Origin of the sequence: Dyella sedimenti (assembly GCF_022760995.1) — a bacterium.
In the GTDB taxonomy this organism is placed as follows: domain Bacteria; phylum Pseudomonadota; class Gammaproteobacteria; order Xanthomonadales; family Rhodanobacteraceae; genus Dyella; species Dyella sedimenti.
The window spans coordinates 392,388-408,232 of the sequence record NZ_JAKWJO010000002.1; the positions used below are offsets into that span (position 1 = coordinate 392,388).

The window sequence follows — 15,845 nt, forward strand, 5'->3', positions numbered from 1 at the left end:
GATGCAACACCATCAACGCACGGACTCACGCCCCCACCACCCTGCCCCCGCCCCCAACGTCCCTACTTCTTCGCCCCCTGCCCGAACAGCACCTTGCGCGCCTCCTCGTCGGTGGTGAGGTCGAAGCGGCCCTTCACCTCGTCGCCCAGCGCATACGCGCGCTGGGTGGCCGGCCGCGCGCGGATGGCCTCGAACCAGGCCTTCAGGTGCGGGAAATCCTCCAGCCGCATCCCCTGGTTCTCGTACGGCACGATCCACGGGTAGGTCGCCATGTCGGCGATGGTGTAGTCCTTGCCGGTGATGAAGGCGCGGCCTTCCAGGCGCTTGTCCAGCACGCCGTAGAGGCGGCGCGTCTCGTTGACGTAGCGGTCGATCGCGTAGGGGATCTTCTCCGGCGCGTAGTGGCTGAAGTGGTGGTTCTGGCCCGCCATCGGCCCCAGTCCGCCCACCTGCCAGTACAGCCATTCCAGCGCGTGGTACTTGCCGCGCACGTCGGCGGGCAGGAACTTGCCGCTTTTCTCGGCCAGGTACTGCAGGATGGCGCCGGACTCGAACACGCTGATCGGCTCGCCACCGCCTGCTGGCGCGGTGTCCACGATGGCCGGCATGCGGTTGTTCGGCGAAATGGCCAGGAAAGCGGGCTGGAACTGCTCGCCCTTGCCGATGTTCACCGGCTTGATGGCGTAGGGCAGGCCGGATTCTTCCAGGAACAAGGTGATCTTGTGGCCGTTGGGGGTGGGCCAGTAGTAGAGCTCGATCATGCGGTGACTCCTCGGGGCGGACGATCCGTTGATGGTCGGGGCGCTAGGCTGTCAATCAAGCGCCGCTCAGCGTCCGAGGTCAACCTCGGCTCGCGGGCCCGCGTTCCCCCGCCCATCCCACGGAGAACACCGACCATGAAACGACTTCCGCTTTATGCCGCGCTGGCCTTCGGGCTCGGACTGGCCCTGAGCACCCATGCCTTCGCCCAACAGCAGGGCGGCGCCGCCAGCCAGCACATGCACACGCCCGATCCCCAGCAACAGCTCGATCGCCTGACCAAGCAACTGCAGCTGACCAACGACCAGCAGGCCAAGATCGGCCCCATCCTGCAGCAGCGCCAACAGCAGATGGACGCACTGCGTGGCGACAGCAGCCTGCAACCAGCCGACCGGCGCGCCAAGGTCATGTCCATCATGAAGGACGCCAACGACCAGATCGATGCCGTGCTCACGCCGGCACAGCGCGACCAGGTGAAGGCCATGCGCGAAAAGGCGATGGAGCGCATGGAGCAGCACCGCGGCCAGCACGCGCCGTCCTCGTCGAGCAGCAGCGGCGGCTGAGCGCCGGGCGCGGTTTCCGGCATACCGCACGCCTGTTCCATCCCGTATGCTCGCCCCTTTCGCTGAATGAAAGGGTGGGGCGGTATGGCGCGCGTCGTCGTGGTCGGCAGCATCAACATGGACCTGGTGACGCTGGCGCCGCGCTTTCCCGCGCCGGGCGAAACCATCCTTGGCGATCGCTTCGTCACCGTGCATGGCGGCAAGGGTGCCAACCAGGCCGTGGCCGCCGCGCGTCTGGGCGCGGAAGTCGCCCTGGTGGGCGCGCTGGGCGACGATGCCTTCGGTGCACCGCTGCGCGAGGGCCTGGCGCGCGAAGGCGTGTCGCTGGAGCACGTGGCCACCCTTGCCGGCCACAGCAGCGGCACGGCCTCGATCACCGTGGCCGGCGGCGAGAACCATATCGTGGTGGTGCCGGGCGCCAACGCGCAGGTGACGCCGGCGCAGGTCGAGCGCGCCCAGGCCGCGCTGGCCCGCGCCGACGCCATCCTGGTGCAGATGGAAATCCCATTGGAGACGGTCGAGGCCACGCTGCGCCTGGGCCATCGCCTGGGCAAGCCGGTGATCCTCAACCCCGCGCCCGCCCAGCCGCTGCCGCTCGACTGGCTGAAGCTTGCGCGCTACCTCACGCCCAACCAGCACGAGCTGGCGATCCTGCTCGATGCAACGCCGGACGAGGATTTCCTGTCGTTGATGCGGCGCGCGCCCGCACCCGTGGTGCTGACGCGCGGCGCGGATGGCGCGTGGTACCGCGACGGCGGCGAGCCGACGCACCAGTCCGGCTTCCCGGTCGAGGCAGTCGATACCACGGGCGCCGGCGATACCTTCAACGCCGCGCTGGCCGTGTTCCTGCACGAAGGCGTGCCCACCGCCGTGCGCAAGGCCTGCGCCGCGGCAGCACTGTCCGTCACGCGACTGGGCGCCCAGGGCGGCATGCCCACGCGCGGCGAGCTGGATACCCTCCTCGCCGCCCAGGCCTGACCCTGTAGGAGCGCACCCAGTGCGCGACCGGATAAAGCGACAGACGCGAGTGCTTGCGCCCTCGCTACTCGCCCCTAGCCCCTTGCCGGCCGCGCACAGGGTGCGCTCCCACAAGGGGATGGCTGGAACAGGTCGCCTCAATCCACCGGCCCCGGCGCGATCACCTCGCGCTGGCCGTTAATGCCCATCGGCGACACCAGGCCTGCCGCTTCCATCGCCTCGACCAGGCGCGCGGCGCGGTTGTAGCCGATGCGGAACTGCCGCTGCACGAACGAGATCGAGGCGCGCCGCGAGCGCAGCACGAAGGCGGCGGCCTCGTCGTACAGCGGGTCGAGTTCGGCATCGCCGCCTTCTTCGCCGAACAGCTCGCCGGAACCCTCGGCGGGCGGGCCGGCCAGGATCTCATCCTTGTAGTCCGGCTCGCCATGCAGCTTCAGGTGGGCCACCACGCGATGCACTTCCTCGTCGGCGACGAAAGCGCCGTGGATGCGCTGCGGATAACCCGTGCCCGGCGGCAGGAACAGCATGTCGCCTTGGCCGAGCAGGCTTTCCGCGCCCATCTGGTCGAGGATGGTGCGCGAATCGATCTTGCTCGATACCTGGAACGCCACGCGGGTAGGGATATTGGCCTTGATCAGGCCGGTAATCACGTCCACCGAGGGGCGCTGCGTGGCAAGGATGAGATGGATGCCCGCCGCGCGTGCCTTCTGCGCCAGCCGCGCGATCAACTCCTCGATCTTCTTGCCGGCCACCATCATCAGGTCGGCCAGCTCGTCGATCACCACCACGATCATCGGCAGGGTGTCGAGCGCCTCGGGCACTTCCGGGTGCGCGGGGAAGGGATGCAACAACGGACGTCCAGACGTCTTGGCGTCCGTCACCTTCTGGTTGTAGCCGGCCAGGTTGCGCACGCGCAGCTCGGACATCAGCCGGTAGCGGTTCTCCATCTCGCCCACGCACCAGGCCAGCGCGTTGGCGGCCAGCTTCATGTCGGTGACCACCGGCGCCAGCAGGTGCGGGATGCCCTCGTACACGGACAACTCCAGCATCTTCGGGTCGATCATGATCATGCGCACGTCGTCGGGCGTGGCCTTGTAGAGCATGGACAGGATCATCGCGTTGACCGCCACCGACTTGCCCGAGCCGGTGGTGCCCGCCACCAGCATGTGCGGCGCTCTGGCCAGGTCGGCCACCACCGGCTCGCCGGTGATGCCCTTGCCCATCGCCAGCGTCAGCAGCGAATCGGCGCCGCGGTATTCGGCCGAATCGAGGATTTCCGACAAGGCGATCATCTGCCGCTGCTCGTTGGGCAGTTCCAGGCCCATGCAGGTCTTGCCAGGTATGGTCTCGACCACGCGGATGGACGTCCGACCGAGGCCGCGCGCCAGGTCCTTCATCAGCGCCACGATCTGGTTGCCGCGCACGCCGACGGCGGGCTCCACCTCGAAGCGCGTGATGACCGGCCCGGCCGAGGCGCCCACCACCGTCACCGGCACCTTGAACTCGCGCAGGCGCTGCTCGATCAGCTCGCCGGTCTCGGCCAGCTGCGCCTCGTCGATGGCAGCGAACTCGGCGCGCGGTGCGGCCAGCAGGGACAACGGCGGCAACATCGCGCTCGATCGCTGGCGCGGCGGGACGGCCGGGCGCAGCGGCGTGACGCTTGCGGGCGACACGGCCGGGCCATCGTCATTGGCGGCGACGAAGCGTCCGCGCGGCGGCGCGAGCGGCATCGCGGGGAGTGGCGCGGCCTCCGGCTCGAGCGCTTCTTCCACCGGCCATGCCGCGGTTTCCGCCGCCGTCTCGGGTATCGGCTGGACATCGACCACCGGGGCCGGCACAGGGCTGGACAAGCCCGGTTCCTCCACCGGCATCGCCGCTTCGGCGGCACGCGGCGCGGCCGACGACACGCCAGACGACATGGCGCCGGCCGCCGCCGCGACCCTGGAAGGATGGTGGCCCAACGGAGCGCCCGGCAGGGAAGCCGCATGTCCATGCCTGGGCGTCAGCCAGGGCTCGCGGATGACCTTCTCCTGCCGGGTCACATGACGCACGCGCGTGGACGATGCATGGGCGGCCGCAGGCAGCGGCTCGGCGGCCGGCGCGGGCCTTGGAGGCAAGGCGGCGGCCGGTGCCTGGGTTCGCCGCGGTTCGGCAGCCGCCGCGCGGCGTGGCTTGGCCGGGGGCCGCGCGGGCCGGCGCACCGCGCCACGCGTGCGGCGACGGGTACCCGTTTTCCCGCGTCGCGCGACGACCGCCTCGACCGAGCGTTGGAGCAGGGCGGCCAGCACGTCGACAGCCGCGGAAACGCGCCTGGCGATCACCCGCCAGCCCACGCCGACATACCACGGCAGGGCCACGGCAATCACGGCGAGCATCGCCAGCGTCGTCAGCCAACCGCCCAGCCATCCACCGATGCCATGCGCCAGCGCGCGGCACACCACGCCACCCGCATGGGGATCGTCGGTGTAGCCATCGACCACCAGCCCTTCGAGCGTGGCGCTGGCCAGCAGCACCAGCAGCGCACCAAGCCCGTAACGGATCGTGCCCTGTCCGCCCAGGGACAACGCGCGCCGCGCGACAAGCGTGCAGCCAAGACGCCAGAACAAGGGAACCAGCCAGAGAGTGGACAGCCCAAAGCCGCCGAACAGGAAAGTGAGCATGCGTGACGTGCCGAAACGCGCAAACTCAGTATGTTAGCGCCATACCGTCACCCATCCCAGCAAAGGATGGCCTAAGTTCCTGTAAATCCATGGACCAGAAGGAGTGCACCGGCGTCGGAACGCGCCGGTGCACCTCGTCAGGCAAGCATCAGCGCGCTGCCGCAATGGCCGCAGAAATGATCGTCCACCTCCACCGGCGCCTGGCACGACGGGCAGTCGCGCCTGGCCATCGGAGGCATGGACACGGGCGCGGCGACCGCGCGGATGGCCTGCATCATCGCCGCGGGCGGCAATTCCGTCGGCGCCGCGCCGTCACGCTGATTGATCGCGCCCAGCAGCGCGCTCTTCTGCAGGTCCGCCTGTGCGGTGGGAGCGACGATGATGCTCTGTTCCTGCGCGAAATCCGTGAGGTGGCGCACCAGCTGCCGCGCGTAGTCCGGGGTACCGCGCAGGCCGGTGATGACGCGCGCGGTGTGCTTGCCGAAGATCACACTGTCCAGCTCGGCCGCCCAGACGCGCAGCGTCATGGTCTCGATGTTGATTACCTGCTTCTCGGTCTTTATGCGGTCGGTGAAGCTGCCGAAATCCATCCGCGCCGCCTGGTAGTTGCCATGCATCTCCACCCACACCAGGCGCGAGGTGAAATCGAAACGCCCCCACAGGACGTGGCCCGCACGCAGGCAGTAGCTGGCCAGCGCCAGCATCGCCACGCCCAGGGTCACCAGCGAGAACAGGCGCGGCTCGGCGGTGGCCGGGTGGAAGCGTACGCCGAACAGCACCAGCCAAGCGGTGCCCAGCACGGTCAGCGCGAGCGCCGCCACGTCCAGCCAGGCGATCCAGCGGAAACGCGGCAGGGCGAAAGCCGCGCCGATATCGAGTCGGCGCTGGTCGCTGGCCGGCATTGGCTGCGTCTCTTCCACCAGTTCGGCGCTGAACACGCCGGCGCCGCTGCTGACCAGCGGCATCACCCGCGCGTAGCGGCGGTTGGGGATGCGCTCGATCCAGCCGTCCTGCAGGGTGCGATCCAGTTCATCCATCAGCTGCTTGGGATGGCAATTGATCGACAAGGTGGTCTGCTCGCGCGCCATGTTGGTCGCCGGCGGCCCGCCCATCTGGTTCATCAGCGCGCGGAAATACAGGCCCACGCTGACCAGCGACGCCAGCAGCAGGCACAGCGTCTGCACTTCCAGCGACAGCCAGCTCACGTCAGGCAAGGCGTCCGAGAAGCGCGGCAGCAGCACCGGCGCGAAGATCGCCACCATGATCAGCACGATCAGTCCACGCATGCCGACCTGCGCCTGCGCGCGAGCGCCATCCTCCAGCGGCCGCAGCAGCAGGAATACGCTGAAGGCGAAGTAGAACAGTCCCATCCACGCCGCCGCTCGGCCATCGGAGAAGCCGATCCAGGCGATCAGGAAGGACAGCAGGGTGACCGCGATGACGATGCCGGTCTGGAACTGGCGCTGCGCGATGCGCTGCACCGGCGCGGGCGCGAAGATCAGTTCGCGGATCCACGCATACAGCAGTCCGTTGAGCGGCCCGGTCGGCTCGGGATAGGTCAGCGCGTTCTGGCGCAGCATTTCCTTGAGTTCGTCCGACTGCGGGCTCTTGCCGGTGGCGTCCTGGGCCAGTTCCTGCGCCAGGCCATGCGGCTGGCTGCGCCCGAAGAAGAAGCGCAGTTGGGTGAAGAGCTTGCGGCCATGGTTGAGGCCGGAAACCAGCAGGCCCAGCCCGAGCAGCAGCGGCAACGCGCCCTGCAGACCCTGGCCATGCGCGAGGTTGCCCCGGCTGAGCAGCAACAGGACGAGCCCGCCCAGGCACAGCGTGCCCGTCGCAGCCGTCAGGAACCAGTTCTCCAGGTAGAACGGATTGGGAAAATCCAGCCGCTGGCTCTCGGCGTTGTACTCGTAGGACATGACGGCCTCCTTGGCGTGATGGCGCAGAGCATAACCGCAGCGCAGCACCTTACGCCTACCGCATAGGTGATAGGAACGAACGCCGCGCCTGACGCTCAAGTTCTTCCTTTGCCGGTCGATGTGCTTGCGTATGCCTGCCGTATCGGCGGCAGGACGTGGATCTGTCAAGCAAGGGATGCATGGCTCGGATCAGGGGGAACCGTTTGCCGGAAAGCCGCGTGGATGCATTGCGCATCCGCCGCGTTTTTGTGTGCCCGCTCACCGGCAAACCTGCGAACGCTCGGCCCGGCCGCCATGCCTCCGGCATGCGCACCATCTCGGACTCACCAAGGGGAAATCATCGATGACGTGTTCCAAGTGCGGGCATGACAATCCCGCCGGCAGCCGGTTCTGCCGCACCTGTGGCGGTGCGCTGGGAAACGGCACGGCCCATACCGCGGACTGGTCCTGCACGCATTGCGGCCGCAGCAACCGGGAGACGGCACGCTTCTGCGCCGGCTGTGGCCAGGGCGTCACGGCCGCCGAGCCCGTCGTTGCCATTGCCGCGGAACAGGGCCATGCGGCCGCCATGGCAAGTTGTGCTTCCTGCGGCGCGTCACTCGCCGCGAGCGCCCGCTTCTGCAAGGCTTGCGGCGCTTCCATCGTCCCGTCCACGACTACCGACGAGCCACCACAAAGCGAACCGGCGGCATCCGTCGCCCCCCCGGCTTCGCCATCGGCGGCCGCAGCGCCGGAACCCGCCATGCGCGCCGCACCTTCCCACGCCACGGAAGCCGTCCGGAATGCCGTTTCCACGGCACGGATGCCGAGCGCCGGCGGAGGAAAAACCCGCGTGATGGCGATCGCCGCCGCGGTGATCGTGGTCGTCGCGGGCATCGGTGCGCTGGTGGCCTACCGCTTCATGCAGTCCTCGCCCATGGAATCAACGGCGGCCGCGGTGACGGTGACGGACCAACCGTCTTCCCCAGCAAGCACCGCGGCTCCATCAACGCCGACCGTGGCGCAGCAACAGGCACTGCCACCGACCGACGCTTCACCGGCCACCGCCGTACCGACCGAAGCGCCCGTCGCCGCGGAGGCCAGCCGGCCGGAACCTGCAAGCCCACCGCCGCCGATCGCACCGGCGCCCGAACCCGTCGTCGCCAAGCCGGCACCCAGGCCGAAAGCGGATGCGGCGCCGCCCATGTCCGACGTGGCGCTCAACCTGGTGCGCAAGGGCGAGGCGGCGTTCGCCCAGCAGGACTATTCCACCGCCATCGCGAACGCAAAGGCGGCGCTGGAAGTGCAGCCGGGACTCGGCCGCGCAAAGCAGCTGCTGAAGGAGGCCGAGCAGGCCCAGCAGCAGGCCATGAACAGTATTTCCATCCATTGAACGGAGATTGCGGGATGAGCGGGAACAGTCATCGTTACAGGCATATCGGCGTGCTGGTGGGTAGCGCGGTACTCAGCCTGGTCGCGGGATGCGCGCAGATGCCGGCGCAGAATGGAACCACCAATGGCGCGGTGGTGAACCCCGACGCAAGCGCCAAGACCTCGTCGGAGTGCAATCCCGCCCTGGCCGGCGCGGTGGGCGCGCTGGCCGGCGCGTTCTTCGGCAAGGGCAACGGCCACCTGGTGGGCGCGGCGGTGGGCGCGGGCATCGGTGCCCTGGCCTGCACGGCCTACAACTACCACAGCCGCAAGGTGCGCGACGCCTCGGCGGTCGAAACGGCCTATGTCCAGCAGCGCGGCAGCTTGCCCGCCACCAACACGATCTCCTCGTATTCCAGCTCGCTCGCGCCGTCGAACACCGTGCAATCGGGCAATCCGGTGGAACTGCAATCGACCATCGTCGTCGTGCATGGCACGCATGACGCGCCGCCGCAGCTTTCCGAAACACTCACCCTGTTCTCCCCGGACGGCAAGCAGCTGTCCACGGTGACCAAGCAGGCGTCGGACATCAACGGCACGGGCGAGTACCAGACCAACTTCAATTTCAACCTGCCCAAGGGCATCCAGAACGGCCGCTACGTGGTGCGCTCCACGCTGTCCATGAACAACCAGGCAGTGGAAACCAACGAAACGCCGATGCTGGTCGTGAGCTGACGGCGACGGACCACAGGGGGAACCACGGATGACACAGAAGACAGTGAACAATATCGGCATGCTGGTGCGCTGCTACGAAGGCCTGCGCAATCTGCGTGCGCTGCTGCTGCTCAGCGGCGGCGCGGTGGTCGGGTTGCTGCTGATGGCGGCGGCCGGCGCGGCGACGGCCAAGCTGGGTTTCATCGCCGGGCTGCTGATGGCCCTGCTGGCCTTGCTGGTGTATCTCGCCGGCATCAATGGCGCGGGGTTGCTGCTGGTGGACCAGGCCGACGGGCGTGAATCCCGCAGCGTGGGTGCGGCGTTCTTCGGCGGCCTGCACGCCACCTTGACCGCCTTCCTCTCGCTACTGCTGCTGGGGCTGGGTTTGCTGCTGGTTTTCCTGGTACTGCTGCTGCTTTCCTACCTCGGCCGCATTCCGGGCATCGGGCCGCTGTTCGCCTTCCTGTTCGCCGGCCCCGGCGCGGTGGCGCTGGCCTTCTGCTACGGCCTGCTGGTCATCGGCATACCGCTGCTGCTGGTGGCCGTGTGGCGTGGCAACGGCGTGCTCGGCTCGATCGGCCGTGCCGTCGACATCGTGCTCAAGCGTCCACTGGATGCCCTGCTGCACTTCGTCCTGCTCGGCCTGATCGTGGGACCGGTCGCGGTCTTCGTGATCGGGCTACTGGTCGTCACTTCGGGGGCTAGCATCACGCTGTTCTCGGCGGGAAGCCTGTTTGGCGGCGCGCACGGTTTCGGCGGCGGATTTGGCGGCGGCTACAACTCCTATGGCAGCGCCCTGATGTCCTCGCCGCTCGACGGCGTGCTCGACAGCCTGCAGCAGGCCGGCGCGGCCAGCGCCTCCGTGGGCGTGATGATGGCCATCCTGGTCGCCATGTTCACCCTGGTGGCGATGTTCGGCTACATCCTGGTGCACGACTCGCTCGGCGCAGGCATCGACGCCAGTGCGGAAAACCAGCTGCGCGGCGGCTTCGCGCAGTTCAAGCAAAAGATGGAACAGCACCGCCCGGCCCCGGCGGCTCCCAAGGCACCGCCATCCGCCTGCCGCGACTGCGGCGCCAACCTCACCCCGGGAGACCGCTTCTGCGGGGAATGCGGGCAATCCACCTGACCGCGAAGGGCCGGCTCACGCCGGCCCTTTATTTGGGGCTGCCATCGGTTACTTGCCGATGCAGAACGTAGCTTCGTCGCTTATCACATTGTATGAGCTGTGCTTTCGCTCATGCACACGCAGACTGTGGTCCCGTTAGTGGTCCCAACGTGCATCGACTGCATGCACTGGGACGTTGGCTGAACGTGTTTGGACGAAAGATTAGCTAGCGACGACACACTTATAGAATGCCGCTAAGAGCGCCGGTGATTTCTATTATGACTTTCCCCGCGCTAGAGGGACGTCGATGCAGGGTTCCCGGGCTTCATCGATCCATAAATTCTTGGTGGCTTCGTTATCTAAACGGCCAGCCTGCGAAGCGAGCTACAGCCAGCTGTTCGCCACTAGCATTGCGTCATACCAACCGAACAGAAGGGGGCGCAATGACATACACACCTACCAGCATAAAGTTTCTTCGCCTGCACGAGGTTATGGCCCGGACAGGACTGTCACGCTCGCAGATCTATAAGCTTATAAGTGAGGGGCAGTTCCCCGCGCAGGTAAAATTGGGGTGCAGGTCGGTTGCATGGATTGAAGCTGATGTGATCGGATGGATGCATGGTCGTGTTGCTCGTGCAGCTTAATCATCGGCGCCCACGGGGTTTCTGGGCGTGCAAGACCCGAAGACGGTCGAAAATCCGTGCTACCTGCTTGCCTGACCATTTGCCGCCCCGTTGAGTGGGGAAGCCGATTTCATTTAAGTGCCTCGCAAACTCCTCTTTGTTGTACCCCAAGCCGTTGTCTTCGATGAAGTCATGCAACCGCTTGCCAACTTCCCGCGCGAAATCATCTGCCTTCGCCGCCCTTGCGCTGTTGGCTGCAACTGTATCGGTGTTTCTGGCTTCGTCCAGCCGTGGGTTGCCACGCTTCTTGCGCATGATAATTAGCGAAATGTCGGATCGCTGAAAAATACCTGTGTGCAGCAAAAACCACAAGCTGCGAAGAGGTATTGATGAGCGAAGAAACGAAGACAGCACAGACCACGCTCCAGCGCGTGATGGCCGATTGGCTGCAGCAGATCGGCCCCAATGTCTTCGTTACCTATACCTTCAAGGATGCCGTCAGCTATGACAGGGCGTTGAAGGTATTCGGAACACATGCGCATAGCTTGCGTAGCGAATTATACGGACGCAATTCCAAGCGCCGACTGCCCATGGTTCCAGTCATCGAAAAGTACATGCGGGGCACTTCGTACGGGAGCCTACTTGCACCTACCGATGGCACGCACATTCACTGCCTCTACCAGCTACCCGGAAAACCAGATCAGTACAAGGAAGTGATCAGGCGAACTTGGGTGGAAGCACATGCTTCCTGCGGTGACCCCAACGTCTACTGTCCGAACAGTGATGACTGGTATCGAGAACTGGTTGCAGAGTCTGATGTTAGTAACGTGATCGATTACGTGCTGAAGACTTGCCACTCAGACACTCAGGCTGTGCTTTGGAAATTTGTGTCGTTCGGTCATTGATTTAAGGGCTAGACCCACTTCACTTGCAGGCATGAAGACAGACCAACCGCTAGGGGGAGCGATCCCCCTTGATGAACTATTACCTAAATTTGGCACAGGCTTGTTCAAGATCAATGATGAAGTGGGTAAGACAAAAATCTCTTACCTATCCATGTGAACTCGATCATTAAGTCCTCTGTAGAAGCATGAACACCACAATAGTTACATACTTATATGTAGTGGACATACATCCAAACCACTATCACATATATACAGCCAGCCTCGTCTCTGATCAGGCACGATAGACGGCCATGAGCATAATGAGCGGGTCGAGTAGGACCGCTGGTAAGGAGCCGACGCGATGCTCCTATCCTTTCGCTAGCTTTTGCCTTGTAGCCCCGGCTAACCCACGGCGCCTAAGGTACGCACGAAGAAATTCGACCGCGCTGATGTTCAAGGCTTCGCAGAATTCGACCAACTCTACGAGATCCAAGCGCCTCTCTCCGCGCTCTACCTTCGATATGAAGGTCTGCGTATTACCTATGCGGTCCGCCAACTCCAGCTGGGTCACCTTCGCCTTCCGGCGAGCGTCACGCAATGCGGCGACTAGAAGCTGGTAATCCTGATGATGCGTAGATGCGGCCATGACCTTGCCCAGATGGGTCACGGCACGCTAGAGTCCGTTCTGGAATAGTCCAAAATCGGCTTTTATTGAATAATAAAGGGGCGAGCTATGGCTGGTGCAGCAGGGGCAATCGTCGTTCGCGACGACGGGAAAATGATCTACTGGCGCAAGAAGTGCGAGAGCTGTGGGTATGTGGAATCGGGCAGTCACGCCTCGGCCAAGCCAGCGCCGCACTCCATGCTGACGCAAGGAGTATTCCACTGCCCGAAATGTAGTCGGACCTCCGAAGTCATCATCTTCGGATAGTTCATTTCGGTACTTACTTACACAGGGGATCTGTCATGTCAGATGGAACAGCCGTGCCCGTCAGAAGAAAACTGTCCTCGTGGCAGCGGATTGTGTTCGGCATCTTCGTTGGCGTGCTTGCGCTGGGTTCTATTTTCGTGTTCGTGAACCTCTTTGAGAAGCTGTGGAGCTCAGGCAGCAGCATGGTGGCGCACGACGGTCCATCCAAGATGATCACGATTGGCGTCAACCGATTCCAGTCATGCAAGTACGCCGGCAATTTTCTTGGCGGCGCAGGTTTCGATTGCATCGTTAAGAACATCTCGGTCGACGAGTATCGTGCCGGCGACCACATGTTCTGCGCAGGCTTCGACGATCAAAACCGGATGATCCGGAGCGCTGATCGGGTAGGCGATCTATACAGCAGCGTGCTGGCCCCCGGCGAGGAACATATCGTTCGTATCTATTTGCCGCAGGCTGCAACGGCGTCTGTCTGTACCGATTCCGGTAGCTTGGGCTCACCGGTCCAGCTTCAGAAGCTCCTGCCTGATCTGCGAAAGGACAATTTGGTACAGGAGATCGATATCTGATGAACCTCGCCAACGCACTATCGACACGGCAACGAGCAATAGCCGCTGGGGCCATACTCATTGTTATCAGCGTGGGAAGCCGCGATGCGGTAGCAAGAACGCCATATATCGCAACATCGCCATGTACGCCGAGAGTCGTCCCGAAGTGGGCGCCAACGCCGCAATATTCGGTGCAGGCTCGCAGGTTAAACCTACATGGCACGGTGACCCTTCAACTGCTTATAAGGGAAGATGGTGTGCCAGCAGAAGTCAGCGTCTATGCCAGCAGCGGACGCGATGAGCTTGACCAATCTGCGCTGGCGACTCTCAGGACATGGCGCTATGAACCGGTTATGTGTGAAGAGTCAGGGCAGCCCACTCAAGGCCGTATCCGTGTTCCCATTACTTTTGGACGATGAGCCATGCGAACAGCGCGGTTGATAACATTTGCGGCCTTGCTCGGTATGAATTCACTCGCTGCAATCGCCAAGGACCGGAACTGGCAGCAGTCCACGGAAACAGAAACGAAATTGTGGGTCCGTGACAAGAACGAAGGTTCCCCTTACGAAGCCATCTTCAAGGTCACGAAGCCGGATGGCAGCGTTGCAATTGCCAAGGTGAGTTCTGGACAGGGGGGCGTGGCGGAAGTCAGCTTCCCCAGTGCTTTTGGGTTGTACGGTTCGCTGGCTCACGGGGTCTATCGGTGGGAAGCATCGGTAAGCGGAAGGGTGGTGGCGGCAGACGAATTTGGCCGGTAATAACTGGCAAACCATATAGCCTATCCGTGGTACAAATTTGGCGATTTCCCGGCCTGCTTTTTTTGGCTACATCCTAAGCGAGGGTATAACGCGTCCTCGCGGGCTTCTTATCGCACATCAGAATGTACAGTCCTATGTGGTGCCACATGCTTGCTGTCCGCCACAATGACGCATCCATTCATCACGGGGATAATGCGATATGACCCAACACGACAATATTCCGTCTGCCCCCGCTCAGCCCTCCATCGTCCAGCAGCTCGATCAGTGCACAGTAAGAATTGCTACAGACGATGGGCGCGTAGCTACAGGCTTCTTCTTCTCCGAACCGAATCCAGCGGTGTCTGGGTCGATGTCGATGTGGCCCATTATTATTACGAATCGCCATGTAATCGAAGAAGCCTCACGCATACAACTGGTGATCTCCATCGTCGATGGTGATGGTACGGAACGACATGTTGAAGTGGACGAGCCATTGGCGACGTTTGACCCGCTCTATCACCCCTCAAGTGAAATCGACCTCGCAAGCTTGAACATCGCCACTGTACTTACAAAGTTGGAATCTCCGGGGTCGACATTTCGCTTCCGCTTCCTTGATCGTTCTGTCATTCCCCCCGCTGAAGAATTTGAGCACCTCACCGTGGCGACCAACATCATCATGATTGGCTATCCCAATGGTATCTGGGACGATGTCAACAATAAGGCCGTATTTCGCAGAGGTATTGCAGCAACAAGCCCTGCTAGAAATTGGCAGGGCCGCCAAGAATTTCTTGTCGACATGGCGGTTTATGGTGGATCAAGTGGCTCGCCGGTATTCGCCTATGATGAAGGCTCATTTGCCACTCAAAATGGAATTCAGTTCGGGAGCCGCCTCTATCTGTTGGGCGTAAATCAGGGTGTCTATGGGATACGACATGACGGTGTACTTCGTTTAGCTGAGACACCAGATCAAATTGGTACCATCGATGCAGTTGCTGAAACCGAGGTTCCCATGAACCTTGGTGTTTGCATAAACGCGCTGACCATTGATGCACTGCTACGCGAGCTGCCAAAGCCTCGTATGCGGTACTCAGCGGGTGGCTACCGCATTACCATCAGCTAGAAGGAGGCGGCGATGCAGGGAGTTGTCCAGCCGTAGCATTGGTGCTCGGAGCAGATGGATCACCAAAGAGATCACCCTGCTCGTTATGGGCATCATTGTCATCTTCCGGGCTGTCATCGAGATAGAAGTAGTCGATGTTGATGGTTCGCGTATGCGCCATCTGCAGAATGACAAACTCTCCGGGAATGGTTGTCCAGTCGTTAACAAGGGCGTTGGATAAGTCTTCTGCTTCGACGCTGGATTTAGGTTTCCTTTCGAGTGGCCGACGAACCGGCGCGCCTAGCACCAACCGCTCCAGCTTGCCTTCACGATTAACAGCGAAGTCACGAAGATATCCCGCGAAGAGATAGCTTGTACCGTCAAGTTCAGTGTCCGCAGTAACCCAGATGAACTGCACGGCATCTGGTGGCGACAGCAAGGTATCCCATAGTGCCCCGCCTTCCTTCGCCAGCAACTTGTTGATGCCCAGTCCTATCAGATAGCCGATTCCGGTGATTCCCAGGAAGTAGGCTGCAATGCGTACTGGATAGTGCTCGATGCTGTCGAAAGCCAGTAGGGTTTTTGGCTCTTTCGAATCAGCAACGAACAGCATTAGTAGCTGCTTGGCGTCAGGCGGCGGCGCGTCAAATTGTGGCAGGGTCCATCGCCATAAGGCGAGCCATACAACGTGCAATATGAGGGCGCAGGTAATAGCTACCGCGAGGTTTACTGATAGCTGCGCATCAAGGGGGGATTGCTTGGTGGATGGGCCGCCACGTTCCAAGCCGAAAAGCAGGGCTGCGCCCGGCAGCAAAAGCAATATTGCCGCGAGAACAGCAAGGCTGAGTCCCATCCTACTTCTTTTTCTGGGGAGCCAACGTCCCGGCGGCGACACTACGATATGTCTTACCGTCCAAAGTAAACGACTCCTTCCCAGAAGAGCGCGACTTTAGAATTGTGGCCACGGTCTTCCTT

At 63.0% G+C, this 15,845-nt stretch carries 16 protein-coding genes and 3 pseudogenes; 12 read left to right on the plus strand and 7 right to left on the minus strand.

The genetic code is table 11. The features are described 5' to 3' along the window. Positions 1–62: 62 nt before the first annotated feature. On the minus strand, positions 63–761 hold the full coding sequence (locus MJ605_RS07010) for a glutathione S-transferase N-terminal domain-containing protein (protein WP_243040537.1): 699 nt from the start codon (positions 759–761) through the stop codon (positions 63–65). A gap of 135 nt (positions 762–896) precedes the next feature. On the opposite strand from MJ605_RS07010, the gene MJ605_RS07015 reads away from it, so the two are divergent. Next, entirely contained in the window at positions 897–1,322 is a 426-nt protein-coding gene (locus MJ605_RS07015; RefSeq protein ID WP_243040538.1) for a hypothetical protein, read from the plus strand. 84 nt (positions 1,323–1,406) lie between these two features. Next, complete coding sequence (gene rbsK, locus MJ605_RS07020) at positions 1,407–2,300, plus strand: ribokinase (RefSeq protein WP_243040539.1); 894 nt, start codon at positions 1,407–1,409, stop codon at positions 2,298–2,300. Positions 2,301–2,437: 137 nt separating this feature from the next. On the opposite strand, the pseudogene MJ605_RS19405 reads toward rbsK, so the two are convergent. From MJ605_RS19405 to MJ605_RS07035, 3 genes and pseudogenes are all read right to left on the minus strand, one after another. Then, positions 2,438–3,907, minus strand: a pseudogene (locus tag MJ605_RS19405) (DNA translocase FtsK); the annotation flags it as partial. A gap of 708 nt (positions 3,908–4,615) precedes the next feature. Next, a pseudogene (locus MJ605_RS19410) lies at positions 4,616–4,960 on the minus strand (DNA translocase FtsK 4TM domain-containing protein); the annotation flags it as partial. 137 nt (positions 4,961–5,097) lie between these two features. Beyond that, entirely contained in the window at positions 5,098–6,876 is a 1,779-nt protein-coding gene (locus MJ605_RS07035) for a zinc ribbon domain-containing protein (protein WP_243040540.1), read from the minus strand. A gap of 343 nt (positions 6,877–7,219) precedes the next feature. On the opposite strand from MJ605_RS07035, the pseudogene MJ605_RS19415 reads away from it, so the two are divergent. The 5 genes and pseudogenes from MJ605_RS19415 to MJ605_RS07060 form a co-directional block, all read left to right on the plus strand. Beyond that, a pseudogene (locus MJ605_RS19415) lies at positions 7,220–7,450 on the plus strand (zinc ribbon domain-containing protein); the annotation flags it as partial. 261 nt (positions 7,451–7,711) lie between these two features. Further along, complete coding sequence (locus tag MJ605_RS07045; RefSeq protein ID WP_243040542.1) at positions 7,712–8,248, plus strand: hypothetical protein; 537 nt, start codon at positions 7,712–7,714, stop codon at positions 8,246–8,248. A 14-nt stretch (positions 8,249–8,262) separates the two neighbouring features. After that, entirely contained in the window at positions 8,263–8,961 is a 699-nt protein-coding gene (locus tag MJ605_RS07050; RefSeq protein ID WP_243040543.1) for a glycine zipper domain-containing protein, read from the plus strand. Between the two features lie 28 nt (positions 8,962–8,989). Then, positions 8,990–10,069 (plus strand): zinc ribbon domain-containing protein, encoded by a 1,080-nt coding sequence (locus MJ605_RS07055; protein ID WP_243040544.1) that lies wholly within the window; start codon positions 8,990–8,992, stop codon positions 10,067–10,069. Positions 10,070–10,491: 422 nt separating this feature from the next. Further along, entirely contained in the window at positions 10,492–10,692 is a 201-nt protein-coding gene (locus MJ605_RS07060; protein WP_279237455.1) for a helix-turn-helix transcriptional regulator, read from the plus strand. On the opposite strand, the gene MJ605_RS07065 is transcribed toward MJ605_RS07060, so the two are convergent. After that, the gene (locus MJ605_RS07065) at positions 10,693–10,986 is read right to left on the minus strand and encodes a hypothetical protein (protein ID WP_243040545.1); all 294 of its coding nucleotides are present in this window, start codon (positions 10,984–10,986) and stop codon (positions 10,693–10,695) included. It lies immediately after the preceding gene. 74 nt (positions 10,987–11,060) lie between these two features. On the opposite strand from MJ605_RS07065, the gene MJ605_RS07070 reads away from it, so the two are divergent. Then, complete coding sequence (locus MJ605_RS07070; RefSeq protein WP_243040546.1) at positions 11,061–11,576, plus strand: hypothetical protein; 516 nt, start codon at positions 11,061–11,063, stop codon at positions 11,574–11,576. Between the two features lie 346 nt (positions 11,577–11,922). Here MJ605_RS07070 and MJ605_RS07075 read toward each other — a convergent pair whose 3' ends face one another. After that, positions 11,923–12,201 carry a helix-turn-helix domain-containing protein gene (locus tag MJ605_RS07075; RefSeq protein ID WP_243040756.1) on the minus strand — a complete coding sequence of 93 codons (279 nt, stop codon included), beginning with the start codon at positions 12,199–12,201 and terminating at the stop codon, positions 11,923–11,925. Between the two features lie 320 nt (positions 12,202–12,521). Between MJ605_RS07075 and MJ605_RS07080 the strand changes: the two genes are divergently transcribed. The 4 genes from MJ605_RS07080 (at position 12,522) to MJ605_RS07090 (ending at position 14,891) form a co-directional block, all read left to right on the plus strand. Beyond that, on the plus strand, positions 12,522–13,055 hold the full coding sequence (locus MJ605_RS07080; protein ID WP_243040547.1) for a hypothetical protein: 534 nt from the start codon (positions 12,522–12,524) through the stop codon (positions 13,053–13,055). After that, positions 13,055–13,453 carry an energy transducer TonB gene (locus MJ605_RS19420; protein ID WP_425600986.1) on the plus strand — a complete coding sequence of 133 codons (399 nt, stop codon included), beginning with the start codon at positions 13,055–13,057 and terminating at the stop codon, positions 13,451–13,453. Before MJ605_RS07080 ends, MJ605_RS19420 begins: the two co-directional genes overlap by 1 nt. A 45-nt stretch (positions 13,454–13,498) precedes the next feature. Continuing rightward, on the plus strand, positions 13,499–13,792 hold the full coding sequence (locus tag MJ605_RS07085) for a hypothetical protein (RefSeq protein ID WP_243040548.1): 294 nt from the start codon (positions 13,499–13,501) through the stop codon (positions 13,790–13,792). 199 nt (positions 13,793–13,991) lie between these two features. Beyond that, positions 13,992–14,891, plus strand: coding sequence for a S1 family peptidase (locus tag MJ605_RS07090; protein WP_243040549.1), 900 nt, complete (start codon positions 13,992–13,994; stop codon positions 14,889–14,891). Here the strand turns inward: MJ605_RS07090 and MJ605_RS07095 are convergent. Then, the gene (locus tag MJ605_RS07095; protein ID WP_243040550.1) at positions 14,884–15,723 is read right to left on the minus strand and encodes a hypothetical protein; all 840 of its coding nucleotides are present in this window, start codon (positions 15,721–15,723) and stop codon (positions 14,884–14,886) included. The two genes, MJ605_RS07090 and MJ605_RS07095, sit on opposite strands and share 8 nt — an antisense overlap. Positions 15,724–15,845: the final 122 nt, after the last annotated feature.

Bases quoted from the DNA above. Each gene is read 5' to 3' on its own strand.
- MJ605_RS07010 (WP_243040537.1), bottom strand. From the start codon at position 761: ATGATCGAGCTCTACTACTGGCCCACCCCCAACGGCCACAAGATCACC.
- MJ605_RS07015 (WP_243040538.1), top strand. From the start codon at position 897: ATGAAACGACTTCCGCTTTATGCCGCGCTGGCCTTCGGGCTCGGACTG.
- rbsK (WP_243040539.1), top strand. From the start codon at position 1,407: ATGGCGCGCGTCGTCGTGGTCGGCAGCATCAACATGGACCTGGTGACG.
- MJ605_RS07035 (WP_243040540.1), bottom strand. From the start codon at position 6,876: ATGTCCTACGAGTACAACGCCGAGAGCCAGCGGCTGGATTTTCCCAAT.
- MJ605_RS07045 (WP_243040542.1), top strand. From the start codon at position 7,712: ATGGCGATCGCCGCCGCGGTGATCGTGGTCGTCGCGGGCATCGGTGCG.
- MJ605_RS07050 (WP_243040543.1), top strand. From the start codon at position 8,263: ATGAGCGGGAACAGTCATCGTTACAGGCATATCGGCGTGCTGGTGGGT.
- MJ605_RS07055 (WP_243040544.1), top strand. From the start codon at position 8,990: ATGACACAGAAGACAGTGAACAATATCGGCATGCTGGTGCGCTGCTAC.
- MJ605_RS07060 (WP_279237455.1), top strand. From the start codon at position 10,492: ATGACATACACACCTACCAGCATAAAGTTTCTTCGCCTGCACGAGGTT.
- MJ605_RS07065 (WP_243040545.1), bottom strand. From the start codon at position 10,986: ATGCGCAAGAAGCGTGGCAACCCACGGCTGGACGAAGCCAGAAACACC.
- MJ605_RS07070 (WP_243040546.1), top strand. From the start codon at position 11,061: ATGAGCGAAGAAACGAAGACAGCACAGACCACGCTCCAGCGCGTGATG.
- MJ605_RS07075 (WP_243040756.1), bottom strand. From the start codon at position 12,201: ATGGCCGCATCTACGCATCATCAGGATTACCAGCTTCTAGTCGCCGCA.
- MJ605_RS07080 (WP_243040547.1), top strand. From the start codon at position 12,522: ATGTCAGATGGAACAGCCGTGCCCGTCAGAAGAAAACTGTCCTCGTGG.
- MJ605_RS19420 (WP_425600986.1), top strand. From the start codon at position 13,055: ATGAACCTCGCCAACGCACTATCGACACGGCAACGAGCAATAGCCGCT.
- MJ605_RS07085 (WP_243040548.1), top strand. From the start codon at position 13,499: ATGAATTCACTCGCTGCAATCGCCAAGGACCGGAACTGGCAGCAGTCC.
- MJ605_RS07090 (WP_243040549.1), top strand. From the start codon at position 13,992: ATGACCCAACACGACAATATTCCGTCTGCCCCCGCTCAGCCCTCCATC.
- MJ605_RS07095 (WP_243040550.1), bottom strand. From the start codon at position 15,723: ATGGGACTCAGCCTTGCTGTTCTCGCGGCAATATTGCTTTTGCTGCCG.